This is a genomic window from Kitasatospora sp. NPDC057542 (genome assembly GCF_042801945.1).
In the GTDB taxonomy this organism is placed as follows: Bacteria; Actinomycetota; Actinomycetes; order Streptomycetales; family Streptomycetaceae; genus Kitasatospora.
Window position 1 is genome coordinate 1 of sequence record NZ_JBHVFE010000026.1, and the last position, 14,937, is coordinate 14,937.

General features: G+C 70.3%; 11 protein-coding genes and 1 tRNA gene. 7 read left to right on the forward strand and 5 right to left on the reverse strand.

Going from position 1 to position 14,937, the window contains the following annotated elements; translation table 11 throughout:
• Positions 1–107: 107 nt before the first annotated feature.
• Together ACFU7Y_RS05750 and ACFU7Y_RS05755 are read right to left on the reverse strand one after the other, a co-directional pair.
• On the reverse strand, positions 108–947 hold the full coding sequence (locus tag ACFU7Y_RS05750; protein ID WP_224283468.1) for a hypothetical protein: 840 nt from the start codon (positions 945–947) through the stop codon (positions 108–110).
• Between the two features lie 197 nt (positions 948–1,144).
• A complete protein-coding gene (locus ACFU7Y_RS05755) occupies positions 1,145–1,999 on the reverse strand; it encodes a hypothetical protein (RefSeq protein WP_380766576.1) in 855 nt (284 codons plus the stop codon).
• 590 nt (positions 2,000–2,589) lie between these two features.
• On the opposite strand from ACFU7Y_RS05755, the gene ACFU7Y_RS05760 reads away from it, so the two are divergent.
• The 7 genes from ACFU7Y_RS05760 (at position 2,590) to ACFU7Y_RS05790 (ending at position 11,458) form a co-directional block, all read left to right on the forward strand.
• Complete coding sequence (locus tag ACFU7Y_RS05760; RefSeq protein WP_308020184.1) at positions 2,590–3,330, forward strand: transglycosylase family protein; 741 nt, start codon at positions 2,590–2,592, stop codon at positions 3,328–3,330.
• A 402-nt stretch (positions 3,331–3,732) separates the two neighbouring features.
• Complete coding sequence (locus tag ACFU7Y_RS05765; RefSeq protein ID WP_374119949.1) at positions 3,733–4,422, forward strand: alpha-ketoglutarate-dependent dioxygenase AlkB; 690 nt, start codon at positions 3,733–3,735, stop codon at positions 4,420–4,422.
• Positions 4,423–4,617: 195 nt separating this feature from the next.
• On the forward strand, positions 4,618–5,487 hold the full coding sequence (locus ACFU7Y_RS05770) for an acyl-CoA thioesterase II (protein ID WP_224278871.1): 870 nt from the start codon (positions 4,618–4,620) through the stop codon (positions 5,485–5,487).
• A 194-nt stretch (positions 5,488–5,681) separates the two neighbouring features.
• Positions 5,682–6,494 carry a DUF1684 domain-containing protein gene (locus ACFU7Y_RS05775; RefSeq protein WP_224278869.1) on the forward strand — a complete coding sequence of 271 codons (813 nt, stop codon included), beginning with the start codon at positions 5,682–5,684 and terminating at the stop codon, positions 6,492–6,494.
• An 81-nt stretch (positions 6,495–6,575) separates the two neighbouring features.
• Complete coding sequence (locus ACFU7Y_RS05780; protein ID WP_380766578.1) at positions 6,576–7,967, forward strand: MFS transporter; 1,392 nt, start codon at positions 6,576–6,578, stop codon at positions 7,965–7,967.
• 133 nt (positions 7,968–8,100) lie between these two features.
• Positions 8,101–8,174: transfer RNA gene (locus ACFU7Y_RS05785), tRNA-Pro, on the forward strand.
• Positions 8,175–8,746: 572 nt separating this feature from the next.
• The gene (locus ACFU7Y_RS05790) at positions 8,747–11,458 is read left to right on the forward strand and encodes an ATP-binding protein (RefSeq protein ID WP_224278867.1); all 2,712 of its coding nucleotides are present in this window, start codon (positions 8,747–8,749) and stop codon (positions 11,456–11,458) included.
• A 586-nt stretch (positions 11,459–12,044) separates the two neighbouring features.
• Here the strand turns inward: ACFU7Y_RS05790 and ACFU7Y_RS05795 are convergent.
• The 3 genes from ACFU7Y_RS05795 to ACFU7Y_RS05805 all read right to left on the reverse strand — a co-directional run bounded on the left by ACFU7Y_RS05795 (position 12,045) and on the right by ACFU7Y_RS05805 (position 14,912).
• The gene (locus ACFU7Y_RS05795) at positions 12,045–13,307 is read right to left on the reverse strand and encodes a site-specific integrase (RefSeq protein ID WP_224278866.1); all 1,263 of its coding nucleotides are present in this window, start codon (positions 13,305–13,307) and stop codon (positions 12,045–12,047) included.
• Entirely contained in the window at positions 13,308–13,616 is a 309-nt protein-coding gene (locus ACFU7Y_RS05800; RefSeq protein WP_224278865.1) for a helix-turn-helix domain-containing protein, read from the reverse strand.
• A gap of 705 nt (positions 13,617–14,321) precedes the next feature.
• Positions 14,322–14,912 carry a hypothetical protein gene (locus tag ACFU7Y_RS05805; RefSeq protein ID WP_224278863.1) on the reverse strand — a complete coding sequence of 197 codons (591 nt, stop codon included), beginning with the start codon at positions 14,910–14,912 and terminating at the stop codon, positions 14,322–14,324.
• Positions 14,913–14,937 lie beyond the last annotated feature (25 nt).

Genomic DNA, 14,937 nt, shown 5'->3' on the forward strand with positions numbered 1-14,937 from the left:
TGCGCCACCATCGTGGCGGGGCCCTCCGGCGTCTTTGGGGCGTGGGCCGGGTTTTCTGCTCGGCGGGGCGTGGGCCGGGTTTCGTGCTCGGGGTGGTGGTCGCGGGGTCAGCGGTGGTCGGCGCTGGAGCCCGGGGGCAGGGAGAGCATCTGGCGGTGGCGGCCGCCGGTGGACGGGGCGGCGGTGAGACCGGTGGCCGTACCCATCACCGGGGAGGGTGCGGGCGGTGCCGGAGGTGCGGGCGCGGGGACCGGCATCGGGTGCGGGGCCGCGCCCAGGTAGCCGGCCGCGATCCAGCCCTGACCGTTGGTGAACTGGGCGGCCGGGGCGGCGGGTTGGGCCGGGTCGGGGGTCGCGTTGGTGTGGCCGGGGCCGTCGTTGGTGGGAGCGGCGGGCTCGGGGTGGCCGGCGGAGTGGCCGCGGTGGTGACCGGTGGTGTGACTGCCGGTGTGACCGCCGGCGTGGCTTCCGGTGTTATGGCTGTCGGCGGTGTGACTGCCGGCGTGGGTGCCGGCGTGAGTGTCGGCGGTCACGTGGGTGCCGGTGTGGCCGCCGGCGTGGCCGTGTTGCTGAGCACCGGTGTGGCCGTGCTGCCGGCCACCGGTGGCGCCCGAGCCGTGGTGCTGGGGGCCCGGCACGAACTGGGGGAGACCCGGCGCCTGGCCCGCGAGGGTGTGGAAGGCCTGCTGCTGGGGCGGGTACGTACGCTGCTCGCCGAGCAGCGGGTAGCCGTCGCGGACCGCGAAGCCCGTGAACTTCAGGCCCTCCTCGCCCGAGCGGTCGCCGGGCAGGGCGCGGAAGAGGCGCCGGAACTCGGAGTACAGCTCGTCGTAGATCGGCGTGGTGGAGTGCGGATGCTCGGCGTCGTACGACGGGCGCATGCCCGGGATCGAGCGCGAGGCGGTGGCGGACCGGCCGGGGGACGCGGAGACGTCGTAGCTGTACACGTAGGGGCCAACGAGCGAGAGGGGCGGGGGATGCGGGATATGGGGGTGCGGGTGCGTCGATGCGCCGGAGCGCGGAGGGGCAGGTGCGCCGGGGTGTGGTCCGGGCTGCACGCCGGGGTGTGGTGGGCACACGCCCGCCGGAAGGCGGCCGTGGGGGTGGGAGGCAGCCTTCCGGCGGGTCGGGGCGCGGAGACGGATCAGGTGCCGGCGAGCGGGAGGGAGGCGGCCACCACCTGGCCCAGCGCCACCGCCCGTTCCAGTGCCTGGCGCAGCAGGTCCTCGCGGGGCTGGCGGCCGACCATGCCGGCCGGTACGGCGTACATCGTCACCTCGGAGAGCTGGCTCGCGGCCATCCGCCAGGCGTCGGTGACCTGGAGTGGCTGGTGCGCCTGCCACCAACCGGTGCTGCCGCCGGCCGCGGCGGGCTGGAGGATCGCGTGCAGCTTGCCCATCGCGACCAGGACGGACCAGCCGGGCAGCTGATCCGGGGTCTCGTCCAGGTGGGTGACGGGCTGGAAGCCGGCGTCCTGGAGCAGGTCCAGGAACTCGTCCTCGCCCGAGGTGCTGCCGGGGCGGCCGACCGGCCCGGTCGGCTCGACCACCAGGGAGGCGTGCCCGACCCTGCCGTGCAGGACCAGCCCGCAGGTGATGCCGAGGATGGCGGCCTGGCCGGGGGTGGTCGGCTGGGTCGGGGCGGGGCCGACGTGCGCGGCCGGGGCCGGCGCGGGGGCGCTCGGCGCGGCGGTGGGGACGGCGAGGTCCGGGCCGCCGGGCTGGGACTGGCTGATGCTGCGGACGGCACCGGCCAGCTGCTCCTCGGAGACCGGTACGACCTGGGAGGGGATGCAGCGGGCGTGCGCGAAGGCGAGGACGGCGGTCTCCTCGCCGACGAACAGCACGGTGCTGGTGGGCTCCACATGCGTGTCGCCGGGGGTCCGGCAGGAGGTGCACTCGTAGCCGTCGGGGGCGCGGTCGCCGCCTAGCAGGCGGTCGGCCTCGTCGTCGCCGATCTCGGACCGGACCTCGTCGCTGACGTCGAGCATGCGCGGCACAGGGTCTCCTCGGATGGAAGCGGATGGGGTTCGGGGGCGGACACGGGGAGGTCGCCATGCCCAACGGGCTCTTGTGTCAGGCGTCACGGGTGCCCGTCGAGGCTGACGAGAATTGCTTCCGATCCGACCGCGCGGCGTGTTCTGGTGGTCGCAATCTGTCGATGTCGGTGCCGGGACTGCCGGAATGAAACGGTGAGGTGAGTCACGTGGTCGAGATGTTTGATCTAGGAATCGGCGGCTAAAGCGGACATTTCGGTCAGGATTGTGAGGTTGTTACCGGCGGTAACCCAAGCCTGAGCTGGGCAGACCGTCGGAGTTTTGGTTTCCCCGCCGAACGGCTCGTAGCTTCTTGGTCGGCGCAACGAGCGCCACCCGGGTTCACCCCCGACGCACAGCCCCCCGGCCCGCCGGGCGCGGTAGGTGCCCGCCGACGCGATCGCTCGAACAGGTCGTCGGCGAGCGGCTGGGTGGCCGGGGCGGCAGCGGCACGTCCGACACGTGCACGGCCGCCCGACGGACGCGGCAAGCGATCGAGGCCCTTTCCAGGGCCTGGTTCCGCATGCCCGCCCGGGGCTGTCGAGAGGAACCCCATGACCTTCCGTAACGAGAACGCCGCTGCCACCACCTCCACCGTCACCAAGCGCAACCGCGTGCGGATGGCTGTCGTGGCGGGCGCCGCTGTCGCGGCCCTGCCGGTGGCCGGCCTCGTCACGGCCACCTCGGCCTCTGCCGCCTCCGTCTCCACCTGGGACGCCGTCGCCCAGTGCGAGAGCGGCGGCAACTGGGCCATCAACACCGGCAACGGTTTCTACGGCGGTCTCCAGTTCACCTCCAGCACCTGGGCCGCGTTCGGTGGCACCGCCTACGCCCCGCAGGCGAACCAGGCCACCAAGGCGCAGCAGATCGCCGTCGCCGAGAAGGTCCTCGCCTCGCAGGGCCCGGGTGCCTGGCCCGTCTGCTCCGTCAAGGCCGGTCTGACCAAGGGCGGCGCCCCGGCCGCCGTCGACACCTCGGCGGGCTCCACCTCCGGCTCGACGGCCGCCAAGCCGGCGCAGACCCCGAAGGCCGCCGCCAAGCCGGCCGAGGCCCCGAAGGCCGCGCCCAAGGCTCAGGTCGCGCCCAAGGCTCAGGCCGCTCCGAAGAACGAGGCCACGCCGAAGGCTGCCGCCCCGCAGGCTGCCAAGGGCAGCTACACCGTCAAGGCCGGTGACACCCTGAGCTCCATCGCCGCCGCGCAGGGCCTGGACTGGCACGACCTGTACCAGAACAACGCCAAGGTCATCGGCGGCAACCCGAACCTGATCTTCCCGGGCCAGACCCTCAGCATCTGAGGTCCCCGGGGCCTCCGAGGCGCCGTGCGCAGCTGATCCCGGCTGCCCGGGCCTCACCGCGCCGGTGCCTGATCGGGCACCGCCGTGCCGACCTACCGACGTAGTGACGTATCGATGTGCTCGGCTTCCACGGCCGCTCCTCCGCCGCGCGGGTTCTCCCGCCGGCCGGGGGAGCGGCCGTCGGCGTTTCGCGGTGTCCGGCCCAGTTCCCGGGCGGTGGGCGCACGGCGTGCCCGGGGTCGGCTGCCATGCCGCATTCACGTGAGGAACGCATGGGTGTGGGGCGGGTCGTGGTGGGCGTGGGCGCCGCCGCGACGGTGCTGCCGACTGCCGCGTCGGGGGCGGGTGCGTCGGGTGCGGGGCTGGGCCCGGGTAGGCATGCTGCGGGAGGATGGTGAGGTGATCCAGGGCGAGCTGTTCAGCGACCCGGGCGGGTCTCCGGGCGCGCGCGAGCGTTCCGAGCCGGCCCCCGGCGCCGTCCTGCTCCCCGGCTGGCTGGACCTCGACGCGCAGCGCCGCCTGGTCGCCGCCTGCCGGGAGTGGGCCCGACCGCCGGCCGGCCTGCACGCCGTGCGGATGCCCACCGGCGGGATGATGTCCGTCCGGATGGTGAGCCTCGGCCTGCACTGGTACCCGTACGGGTACCGGCGGGTCGCCGAGGACGGCGCGCCCGTCAAGCCGTTCCCGCCGCTGCTCGGGGACCTGGCCCGAAGCGCTGTCGCCGAGGCGTACGGCGCCGCGCTGGGGGAGGTCTCGGGTGCGGCCTCGTACGAGCCGGACATCGCGATCGTCAACCACTACGCGCACGGCGCGAAGATGGGCCTCCACCAGGACCGCGACGAGCGGGCGGACGCGCCGGTGGTCTCGCTCTCGCTGGGCGACGGCTGTGTCTTCCGGCTCGGGAACACCGAGACGAGGACCCGGCCGTGGACCGACCTGGAACTGCGCAGCGGCGACCTGCTGGTGTTCGGCGGTCCGGCCCGGTTCGCGTACCACGGGGTGGTGCGGACGCTGCCGGGGACGGCCGATCCGGAGCTGGGGCTGGTCGGGCGGCTCAACATCACGGTGCGGGAGTCGGGGCTGGGGGAGTAGCCGGGAAGTCTCCCGGGGGTTCTCCTGAGGGTCTCCTGGGCGACAGCGCCGTCTCGTCCGTTCACCTGTCCATAGACTCGCCTACTCGTTCGAGTGAAATGGGGGCTCCGGACCGCTGCGCGGGAATGACCCGGGTCGCCGGAGAATTCGAGTGAGCTGGAGAATTCGTTCGGAGTCCGGAGAGGAAGCGTGCGCATGGGTACCCCCGTCGACGACCTTGTCGATCTGCTCGACCTTGAGCAGATCGAACTCAACATCTTCCGTGGGCGCAGCCCCGAGGAGGCGCTGCAACGGACGTTCGGCGGCCAGGTCGCCGGGCAGGCGCTGGTCGCGGCGGGGCGCACGGTGGACGACGAGCGCCCGGTCCACTCGCTGCACGCCTACTTCCTGCGCCCCGGGGTCCCCGGCGTGCCGATCGTCTACCAGGTCGACCGGATCCGCGACGGCCGCTCCTTCACCACCCGCCGGGTGCTCGGCATCCAGGGCGGCCGGTCGATCTTCGCGCTCACCGCCGACTTCCACGGACCGGAGGAGGGCGGCATCGAGCACCAGTACCCGATGCCGGCCGTCGCCGCCCCCGAGGAACTGCCCAGTGCCCTGGAGGAGGTCGGCTCCCGGCTCGGCGAGCTGCCCCCGTTCATCAGCCGCCGCCAGCCCTTCGACATCCGCTACGTCGACCGGCTGCGCTGGACCAAGGAGGAGCTGGAGGGCGTCGAGGCGCGCAGCGGTGTCTGGCTGCGCACCAACGGCCCGCTGCCGGACGACCCGCTGATCCACGTCTGCGCTCTCACCTACGCCAGCGACATGACGCTGCTGGACGCCGTCCGGGCCCCGGTCGAGCCGCTGTGGGGCGAGCGGAGCTTCGACATGGCGTCGCTCGACCACGCGATGTGGTTCCACCAGCCGTTCCGGACGGACGACTGGCTGCTGTACCAGCAGGAGTCCCCGATCGCGCACGGTGCGCGCGGCCTGGCGCGCGGGCAGATCTTCGACCGGCACGGCCGGCTGGTGGTGTCCGTGGTGCAGGAAGGGCTGTTCCGTCCGCTGAAGCGCCGCGACGGATAGGTGCGACGGGTGGGTACGGGTAAGTGATGTGTGTGGCCCGTGTGGTGCCCCGTGTCAGCGCGTTGCCGCCGTGTTGCAGTTTCGGCGGCTCCGGGCCGACGGGAATGATCCGTCCGAGCGGACGGTGTTGTGGATGACCGAGACGGGCGGCCCGAACGGCGGGTCGTCCGCGGACCGACCGGGAGGGCGGACAGATGACGGCGACGGCCGCGGAGGACTGGAAGCACTGGAGCGAAGGCCGGGCGGCGTCGGTGAGCGCGACGCACGGCCAGCTCGCACTCACCGGCACGCACTGGCTGGAGCCCGAGCCGGCCGAGATCCCCGGCTTGCCCGGGCGCTGGTGGGCCGAGGCCGAGGGCGTCCGGCTCCGGGCGGCGGCGTCCGATGGCATCACGGTCGACGGCGCGGGCACGTCGGCGGACGGTGAGGGCGCGCCGGTGGACGGCGAGGTGCTGCTCCGTCCGGACAGCGACCCGGCCGCCGACACCGCCACCCTGGGCGACCTGCTGCTCGTCCCGATCGAGCGCGAAGGTGAGCTGGCGCTGCGGGTCTTCGACCCGGCCGCGCCGCGCCGGACCGCCTTTGCCGGCATCTCCGCCTACCCGTACGCGCCCGAGTGGGCCGTGCCCGCCGTCTTCACCCCGTTCGAGGACGACGATGCGCGGTCGGTCGTGGTCCCGAACGCCGACGGCCGCGAGCGCCCGCTGGCCGTCTCCGGGCAGATCGCCTTCACCGTGGCGGGCGAGCACCGCACGCTGACCGTCGGTCGGTCGGTCGGGCGGCTCAGCGGCGTGATCGCGGACGCGACCAGTGGCATCGACACCTACCGCTTCCGTTTCATCACCCTGCCGGCACCGGACGCCGAGGGCCGCACCGTCCTCGACCTGAACCGGGCCTATCTGCCGCCGTGCGCCTTCTCGGACCACTTCATCTGCCCGTTCCCGCCGCCGGGCAATCGGCTCGACTTCGCGGTGGAGGCGGGGGAGAAGCAGGTGCTGAGCCGGTAACGCGTGCGGGCGGGGCCGGGGCCCTGCTTGAGCGGGCCCCGGTGCGAAGCCGTCCGGGGACGGAGCGGAGCATGGGGGATCATGTCGAACAATCAACATTCCACGTCCTCCCCCTTGCCCGCGTCGTCCGGCTCCCCTGTGCCTTCCTCGCCCTCCTCGGCCCCCTCGCCCTCCTCCGTTGAGCCCGAACCCGATCCCGGGCCGCGGGACGGACCCGGAGCGGGGGCGATCGCCGACTCGCCCTGGTACCGGCGGGCATTCGCCGACCTCAGCCCGCTGCGCGACCACGCCGACTACCGCCGGGTCTGGGCCGGGCAGGCCGTCTCTTCCATAGGCCAGCAGATGACGGCCGTCGCCGTCTCCGTCCAGGTCTACGACCTGACCGGCTCCGCCTTCGCGACCGGTCTGGTCGGCATCTTCTCCCTCGTTCCGCTGGTCGCCTTCGGCCTGTACGGCGGTGCGATCGCCGACACCGTCGACCGGCGCCGACTGGGCCTGATCGGCTCGGCGGGCCTGGCTGCCGTCTCCGCCGTCCTGGCCGCTCAGGCGCTGGCCGGCCTCGGTCTGGTCGCCGTCCTGTACGCCGCCGTCGCCGTCCAAGCCGGCTTCTTCGCGCTCAGCTCGCCCGCCCGCTCCGCGATGATCCCCCGCTTGGTGCCCAGCCACCAGCTCCCGGCGGCGAACGCCCTGAACACCGTCAGCATGAACCTCGGCCTCACGGTCGGCCCGATGCTCGGCGGCGTCCTCATCGGCGCGTACGGCGCCCAGGCCGCCTACCTGATCGACACCGTCGCCTTCACCGGCACCCTCTACGCGATGTGGCGCCTGCCTGCCATGCGGCCGCTCGGCGCGCGCAAGGGCCGCGCCTCCGTCCTCGACGGCCTGCGCTTCCTGCGCGAGCAGCCCAACCTGCGCACCAGCTTCCTCGCCGACCTGGCCGCGATGGTCTTCGGCATGCCGCGCGCTCTCTTCCCGGCCATCGCGGTCACCTTCTACGGCGGCGACGCCGGCACCGTCGGCCTGCTGGTCTCAGCCCCGGCCGTCGGCGCCCTGGTCGGCGCGCTCTTCTCCGGCTGGGTCGGCCGCGTGCACCGCCAGGGCGCCGCCGTCCTCGCGGCCGTCGCCGCCTGGGGCCTGGCCATCGCGGCCTTCGGAGCCCTCCACAACCTCTGGCTCGGCCTCCTGCTACTCGCGGTCGCGGGCTTCGCCGACACCGTCAGCATGATCTTCCGCAACACGATGATGCAGGTCGCGGCCCCGGACGAGATGCGCGGCCGACTCCAGGGCATTTTCATCGTGGTCGTGGCCGGCGGCCCCCGCCTCGGCGACTTCGAGTCCGGAACCGTCGCCGCCCTCACCAACCCCGCCACCTCCGTCATCACCGGCGGCCTCGCCTGCGTCGCCGCCGTCCTCCTCCTCGCCGCCCGCCGCCCCGCCTTCCTCACCTACGACGCCCGCCACCCGACCCCCTGACCCACCCCTCCCAGACCTGGCAGCGAGCACCCCCCGACGTGCTGTATTGTTTTCCACGTCGCCGGGACAACCGGAGACAAGGTCGAGAAGCCCACAGCAGAGCCCCCAGGCCCCGCTGCAGGCGCCGAGACCACGGGACGTGGCGCAGCTTGGTAGCGCACTTGACTGGGGGTCAAGGGGTCGCAGGTTCAAATCCTGTCGTCCCGACAGATATGTCGGAAGCCGTTGGCTGGGAGAAATCCCAGGCCAGCGGCTTTTTTATGCTACTCCGTCGGTGAAGCTAGCCATCTGCGTACGCCCTTAAACGATCTTGCCGGGGACCAGCGGGGGACCGATGCTCTCAGATCGCGAATGAGGAGCCGCTCCTGAGGGCTCGTAACACGATCTTGTAAATCGGCGCTGGTCGGCCGCAAGCAGCGCGACGATTGAGCTGTTCGTGATGCTGTGACAGCCAGCCGTAGGTAGTGGATGACGAGTTGTGGGCGATGCTCGGGCCAGTCCTGTCGGCCTGGCCCGAGCGGTCTCCCGATTCGAGGCCCGTCTCGGACCGACCCTGCCTGCAGGGCATCGTATTCGTGTGAGCCTATCCGCAGCACAGGGTCGGCTGCGACAGGCAGGTGGAATGAACCTCAGCGGCGACCGGACCCATAGGCACCCCCGACGCCTGGCAGGCCGGCAGTGGGAGGTCAGGCGGCACGGGACGACCCTGGACCTGCTGGCGGGCCACGAGGTCGAGGATTCGCTGCGGCACCTGGGTCTGCACCTGAGAGCATTGCTTCATGGGCATGAGCGGAGCAGTACCGCAGGGTGATGATCATCTTGCAACGCAGGATTTCATCGGGGAGCCTCCGCTCGACAGTGCGCAGCAGTTGCGGATCCGGGCTACCCATCGCGGGTTCACGTATCAGAATCTGTACGCCGTCGGTTGCCTGCTGAGGCTACGGGGCGCGGGCGCCGAGAGCCTGCTGGTGGAGCGGGACGAGGATCTGGAGGTGGTGCTCCCGGGCCGTCGCCTGTACCTCCAGATCAAGACTCGCAAGAGCGGCGTCCTGGTCTGGAGCGACATCCGCGGCGCGGTCGATCAATACCGTGGAGTTCGAGCCGAGCATGATGCAGGCCGGCGCAGTGGCAGTCCCTCGCTGATCGTGATCACTAACGCCCAGCCTGGACCTGACCTGCTGGACAAGACTCTCGCCGTGGACTGGCCCAGCGACGTTCATATGCTGTACCCAGGCAGACCTTCAGAGGCTGAGCCGTGGCTGCCGACGCCGGCGCCTGACCTCGAGGCGATGATGCAGTGGTGCACGGACGAGGCCAGCAATGTCCGATTCGCTTCGCTCAAACCGCGGACTTTGGTGGAGAAGCTGGCGGCCCGGTTGCAGTATGCGTCCACGGGCGCTCTCGGTCAGGGTTTCGTAGCAGCGGACCTTGCCCAGTTGTTCGAGCAGTTCGTGCAGGAGCTGCAGGCGTTCCCGGAGAGCCCCGATACCTACCGGCCCCAGAAGACCGATCCCGAGCTGGTCGGCGAGCAGCAGGTGCGGCTGGTGGTCGGGTACTCAGGCGCAGGGAAGACCACTTGGGCAGCGGATGCGGCCAAGCGGTGCTCGCTGCCCGTGACGTACTGCGATGTGGCAGATGGCGTGTCGGCCGATGCTCTCGCCGAGTCGTTGGCCCGGGAACTCGCGGCCAGGCACCTCAGCGGTCCGGCGGGAACGGAGCTGCCCTACGGGTCGAGCCTGGATGTCCTGCGAGCGGTCCACCGGCGGCTGGAAGAAGCGGGGATCATCGTCGCTGTCGTCCTCGACAACGCCCACCGCGTTCCCGTCGACGGACTCCGCGTGCTCATCGCGGCGCTGCCCACGGCACAGTTGGTCTTGTTGGCGCACCCCTGGCCTGACCAGCCCGTTCTTGAGACTCATCTCGGAATCGCCCCGCAGGTGCTGCCCGGATGGAGTGTCGACACCGTGGTTGAGGTCTTCGCGGCTGAAGGCTGCCGGACCGACTACGCCACGGCGCAGCGCGTCATCACGCTCACCGGCGGTCTGCCCTTGTACGTCGGTCAGGCCGCCGTGCTCGCCCGCAGCCAGTACGGCGCCGACGTGGCCGAGTTCTGCGACGCGTTCGGGGAGGGGACGCACGCAATGCCCACTGCTCAGGAGCGCATCCTCGAGCGGGCCTTCGCAGGTCTCGGCGAGACGGCTACGGCACTGGCCGGCCTCCTCGCCCTGGCCGAGGTCCCACTGAAGCAGGACGAGCTGCAGCTGTTGGCTGCGGACATGGGGCTGGCGAGCCGGTCGGTCAACGGTCGTGCTCTTCGAGAGCTTGTTGGCCCCGGGCTGACGCAGTCGTTTGGGGATGGTCACCTGAAGCTTCATGACGCCGCACGCCCTGTCGCCCGGCAGGTGCTTGAAGGTCTCGACGAGGAGACGGCCGACCGGGTGCAGCGGGCCTTGTGCCAGATCGTGGAGGGTGACTGGGATCCCGCGCGACGTTCCCGCTGGATGCGACTGCTGGGCTCAACGGGACAGATCGGGGTCCTGATCGCCCTCACCGAGGAGGAGGGGTTCTTCGAGCGTGAATACCCCCGTGAGGTGCGTGCCGACCTCGCTGACACGGCGCGTGATCCGGCCTCGGATCCCGCACTGCGGCTCGACGCTCACAACGCGCTGGCCGCATGGGCGTTCAATGAAGGAGACATGGAGGCGCTAGCCTCACATGTCCACGCGATGGAGACGATTCATCGAGCCGGACACCCGGACTTCGGTCCGCGAGAGGCCATGCTCGTCGCCTCCCGACAGTTCCGTCTCTACGGCCCAGCGGGAGCCCTCACACAACTTCGCCGAGCCTTCGCCGAAGCACATACCCAGACGCCTGCTCCCTCCCGGTTCGACCGGGGCTTGCGCTATGAGTACGCCGGTGCTTTGTGGGAGGCGGGAGAATACTTGGAGGCGGGCGAATTTGCTGCGGGACTCATCGACACCTACATGGACCACCTCGGGCTGACACCTCCCGACGTCCTGCTATCGGTCGAGGTGCTCCATGAGCGATGCGTCAGCCACGACACACCAGACGACTTCAAGAGGCTCGCCGACTGCTTCGGTCTCCTGGTCAAAGTCGCGCGTAAACTCGGCAGAATGGACTTCGAGCCGTGGGCACTATGGGCGTTCAAGCTCTACAACGCCTCCGGCGCCATGCGGTCGGCCATCGACTCGGGGCAGGACCTCGCAGACGTGGAATGCTGGACCAATCCCGCCGGGGCGCTGAAACAGCTCGACTCACTGCTGCACGCGGCCCAGGAGAACAACCTCTTGGACATGATCGTCGGGATTCGTTCACAACGTGCCTTGGTTCTGGCTCTCGCGGGCGACGTACCTGGTGCCCGTGCGGAGATGGAAGCCCTCGCCCGGTACGACCTCACCCCTAGCGAGAGCGACGACATCCGGCACCAGAGCCAGCTCATCGAAGAGATCGCCAATCCATCTCCTAGATGAGGATGGTCGCATTTGGCCTCGCGTACTGAGGGGCCTTGCCAACCGTCCGAAGGTGTCGCCGGCGCCCGGTTGGGCGAGGGGTGTTGGGCTGTCTGAAGCTTCCCGTTTCGGTTCTTCCAATTCTAGGATCTCTCCGGCCAGTTACAACAACCTCAGTTCTCCGCTAAGTAGTTCGTCCACCCGGGTAGTCGGGGGTTTCGCAGCCCAAAGTCCAGCTGTTGGAGGCTGACTTGGGAACGCACGACGCACTCCGCGTCCGCGAGACCGGGGTCCGCCAGTTCAGCGGCATTGGGGCTCTCGCCGGCTCCGTGGATGAATAGCAGGAGCCATACGGCGTCCTGCTTGCGGCTCGTGGCGGGAGTATCCGGATCAGGTGGAGCGGGTGCATTCTCCACCGATGAGGCTATCGATCATTGGCCGCGCGCGGATCCCGTTCCGATATCGGGAGCGTCTGAACTTGCACGAGAACGGCGATCCGTGACTGCGGACCGGCCGCCAGCATAGGGCCGTGTCCACAGTGGGCGGAGACATACAGCGGATGGATCGCGGCCTTTGTCAGGCCGTTGGAGCGGATCTTTGAAGTCGTTCACTGGACGAGACGCAGGTGACGCACTGGAGCCTCTGCCGACGCCGGGCTGGCGGCTGGTGCCGATCGCGTGGTGTTTCGGTCTGCTGACAGGTGCTTGCTGAGGGTGCGGCCGGCGTTCTCGATGGAGCTCTTGTCCGGGTGAAGGTAGCGCTGGGTTGTGGTGATGTGCCCGTGCCCGGCGATCTTCTGCAGGACGTGGATGGGAACGCCGGCGTCGGCGAGCCAGGTGAGGCCGGTGTGCCGGAGGTCGTGGCGGCGCAGGTACTCGTAGCCGAGGCTGACGACGACTTCGTCCCAGTGGGTTGCGTCGCGGAGGATGGCTGTGGTGATGCGGCCGCCGCGCGGGCCGGTGAAGAGGCGGGCCATGGGGTCGTTGCCGACGACGTTCATGCGCCAGTTCACGAGGTCGCGGATCTCTTCGATGATGGGGACGGTGCGCCGCCGCTTGCCCTTGGTACCTTTGTCGATGAGGCCACCGGGGGCGGTGGTGGTCTGGCGGCACAGGTCCCAGGTCCAGTCGAAGCGGTTGATGTCCTTGACCCGGACGCCGGAGACCTCGCCGATGCGGGCGGCGGTGCAGGCGGCGAAGCGGACGATGTCGCCCCAGCCGCGGTAGTGGTTGTGGGAGCGTTCGACCAGGGCGTTGGCGAGTTCGTCGAGGGCGTCCCAGTCGTTGAGGGCGAGGGAGCGTGGGTCGTCGAGTTCGTCCTCGGCTTTCTTGTAGAGGCGCTGCCAGCCGCTCATACGTGAGGGGTTGAAGTCGATGAGTCCGTCGCGGACGGCTTGCTCCATGACGCGTACGAGCGGGGCGAGACTGTTCTTGACGGAGGAGACGGTGAGTCCGTCGGCGACCCAGAAGTGGAGAGCCCGGTCAGTGATGCCATTGGTGATGTTGACGACGGGTATGTGACCGAGGACCGGGACGACGCGAAGCTTCCAGCCGGCGCTATAGGGGTCGAGGGTGGTGGTCTCCAGGCCGCGCATCGCCAGGTCCCAGTTCTCGTCGCCGTACTCGGCGAGGGTCATGGCGAGGGTCTTGGGGGTGATGCCGCGTGCTGCTGCCCGTTGCATGCGGGCGATCCAGGCCTTGGCTTCTTCCTCCGTGGGGACGGAGGAGGATGCCGACTTGCGGCCGTCGCCGTTGGGGTCCGTCCAGCGGACGCGGGCGCGGTAGCGGAACTGCGGGCGGCGGTCGGGGCGGTGTTCGATGTCGGTGGTGAGGTCGACGCCCATGGGGATGAGCTGGGTGTGGTCGGGCATTCAGGCTGCCTCGGATGGGTCGGTGCGCTTCTGAGTGAGCCACAGCTGGGTGTCGGGGATGCTGTAGAGGTAGAGCCGGGGCGCGATCTGGACGAAGGGCGGGCCCTGCGGGGGAGTGGCGGTGCGCCAGCGCCGCAGGGTCGAGGGGTCGACGTTCAGCAGCGTGGCGAGTTCCTCGGTCGAGTACCAGCCGCTGTGCAGGAGGTCGAACTCCGGTACCGGATCGGCCTCGTACGCGGGGGCTGCGGCGACGGCCGGGGTCGGAACCGAGAGCCGGCTTGCGGCGGGAACGTGGGGTCGGGCGTGCATGGTCTCCCTCTGGTGGGGTGCTGGAGCCGTTCGGGCTCGGCCGGGCACGCCTACAGTCACCTGTCCGCCTGGACGGGCGGAACAGGGTTTGGCGTGCTGAACGGGGCAGACCGTACGTACGTGTCGTTCGTCGAAGCGCGTCGAGACCTGGCGGGCACGTTGGGTGGAAGGCGACTTGACGTCTGCGACTGCCGAGGAGGGCCAGTCGCGGCCGGGAGTCTGTGCAGGTCACCCGAGGGTGAGGAGGTGCTTCTCGGTGCCGACTGCGATGCACGCCGCGAATGGCGTCCTTGCCCGGTGGGGCGCGGCCGGAGCACCGGGCAATGGCCCGGAGTACCCTGAAAGTGACGGCAAGCGCGGGACGGCAGCTACGGTCTGTGACGAGCGTAAGGAGTCCAGAGCCGTCGGTCCCCTACGTCGCGTCGACGCTAACTCAAGAGCTGCGGACTTTTAATCCGTAGGTTCAGGGTGCGAGCCCCTGGCGGCCCACCGACGAAAGAGCCAGGCCAGTACCCAACTGACCTGGCTCTTTTCATGTTTGGGGCTTCCTCGCGGTCCGCGTCGGTGCCTAACTTCGCCTTCATTTTGCCCCCTTTGTCCCCGAGCGGGGATAGAGCGGGGATAGCGCCCCCGAACCGCCCCCTCCGGGCCCCTTTCCACCCACGTCCGTGGCGGTCCAGCACTCTCCACGGACGGCCTGAACCCTCACCCTTCGTGTGCACTTTCGGTGTTCGCGGCCAGGCGCACCGCCTGTCCGTCGTGCACCAGCCAGGCGACCTGCTTGTCCTCTCCCCACCGGCAGTACGCGATCCACGGCATCGTCGGAGCCGGCCGACGGACGGCAGTCACGAGACCAGACCGCCACGCACCATCGACCCTGATCCAGGCCAGTTGCCATCGCTCCTGATCGCCTGGGTCCGCGCCAGGGGGAGGTGCGAGTTCGCGCGGCACGGCCACGGCATCGTGCCACCGACCGAAGAACGGTGCGCCTGCTGGCGCCGCTTCGCCGGGATCGGGCACCGGGCGGATGCTTGCCTCCGAGTACACAAACCACCCCCACCCGCTGTCGGGGTCGGAGCTCCACATCACGTGGACGACCCACAAGAGGCTGCCCGGCGGTCGCCGCCAGACGGTCAGCATCGCCGGCTGCCAGCGCCCCTGCCGCCGGATCTCGATCAGCCGCCAGTGCCTGCGGTCGCGGCTGGGCCCCGGCAAGGTCATCAGGGCGGCGGGCGCGACCTCGGCGTCGTTCTGAGGCTCCCCGGCGGCTGGGGCAGGGGAATCGGGGGTCGGCATGAGGCCATCATTCGATCGCATGTTC

Coding starts and splice junctions, on each gene's coding strand:
- ACFU7Y_RS05800 (WP_224278865.1), bottom strand. CDS start 13,616: ATGCACGCCCGACCCCACGTTCCCGCCGCAAGCCGGCTCTCGGTTCCG.
- ACFU7Y_RS05790 (WP_224278867.1), top strand. CDS start 8,747: ATGGGCATGAGCGGAGCAGTACCGCAGGGTGATGATCATCTTGCAACG.
- ACFU7Y_RS05780 (WP_380766578.1), top strand. CDS start 6,576: ATGTCGAACAATCAACATTCCACGTCCTCCCCCTTGCCCGCGTCGTCC.
- ACFU7Y_RS05795 (WP_224278866.1), bottom strand. CDS start 13,307: ATGCCCGACCACACCCAGCTCATCCCCATGGGCGTCGACCTCACCACC.
- ACFU7Y_RS05760 (WP_308020184.1), top strand. CDS start 2,590: ATGACCTTCCGTAACGAGAACGCCGCTGCCACCACCTCCACCGTCACC.
- ACFU7Y_RS05805 (WP_224278863.1), bottom strand. CDS start 14,912: ATGCCGACCCCCGATTCCCCTGCCCCAGCCGCCGGGGAGCCTCAGAAC.
- ACFU7Y_RS05775 (WP_224278869.1), top strand. CDS start 5,682: ATGACGGCGACGGCCGCGGAGGACTGGAAGCACTGGAGCGAAGGCCGG.
- ACFU7Y_RS05770 (WP_224278871.1), top strand. CDS start 4,618: ATGGGTACCCCCGTCGACGACCTTGTCGATCTGCTCGACCTTGAGCAG.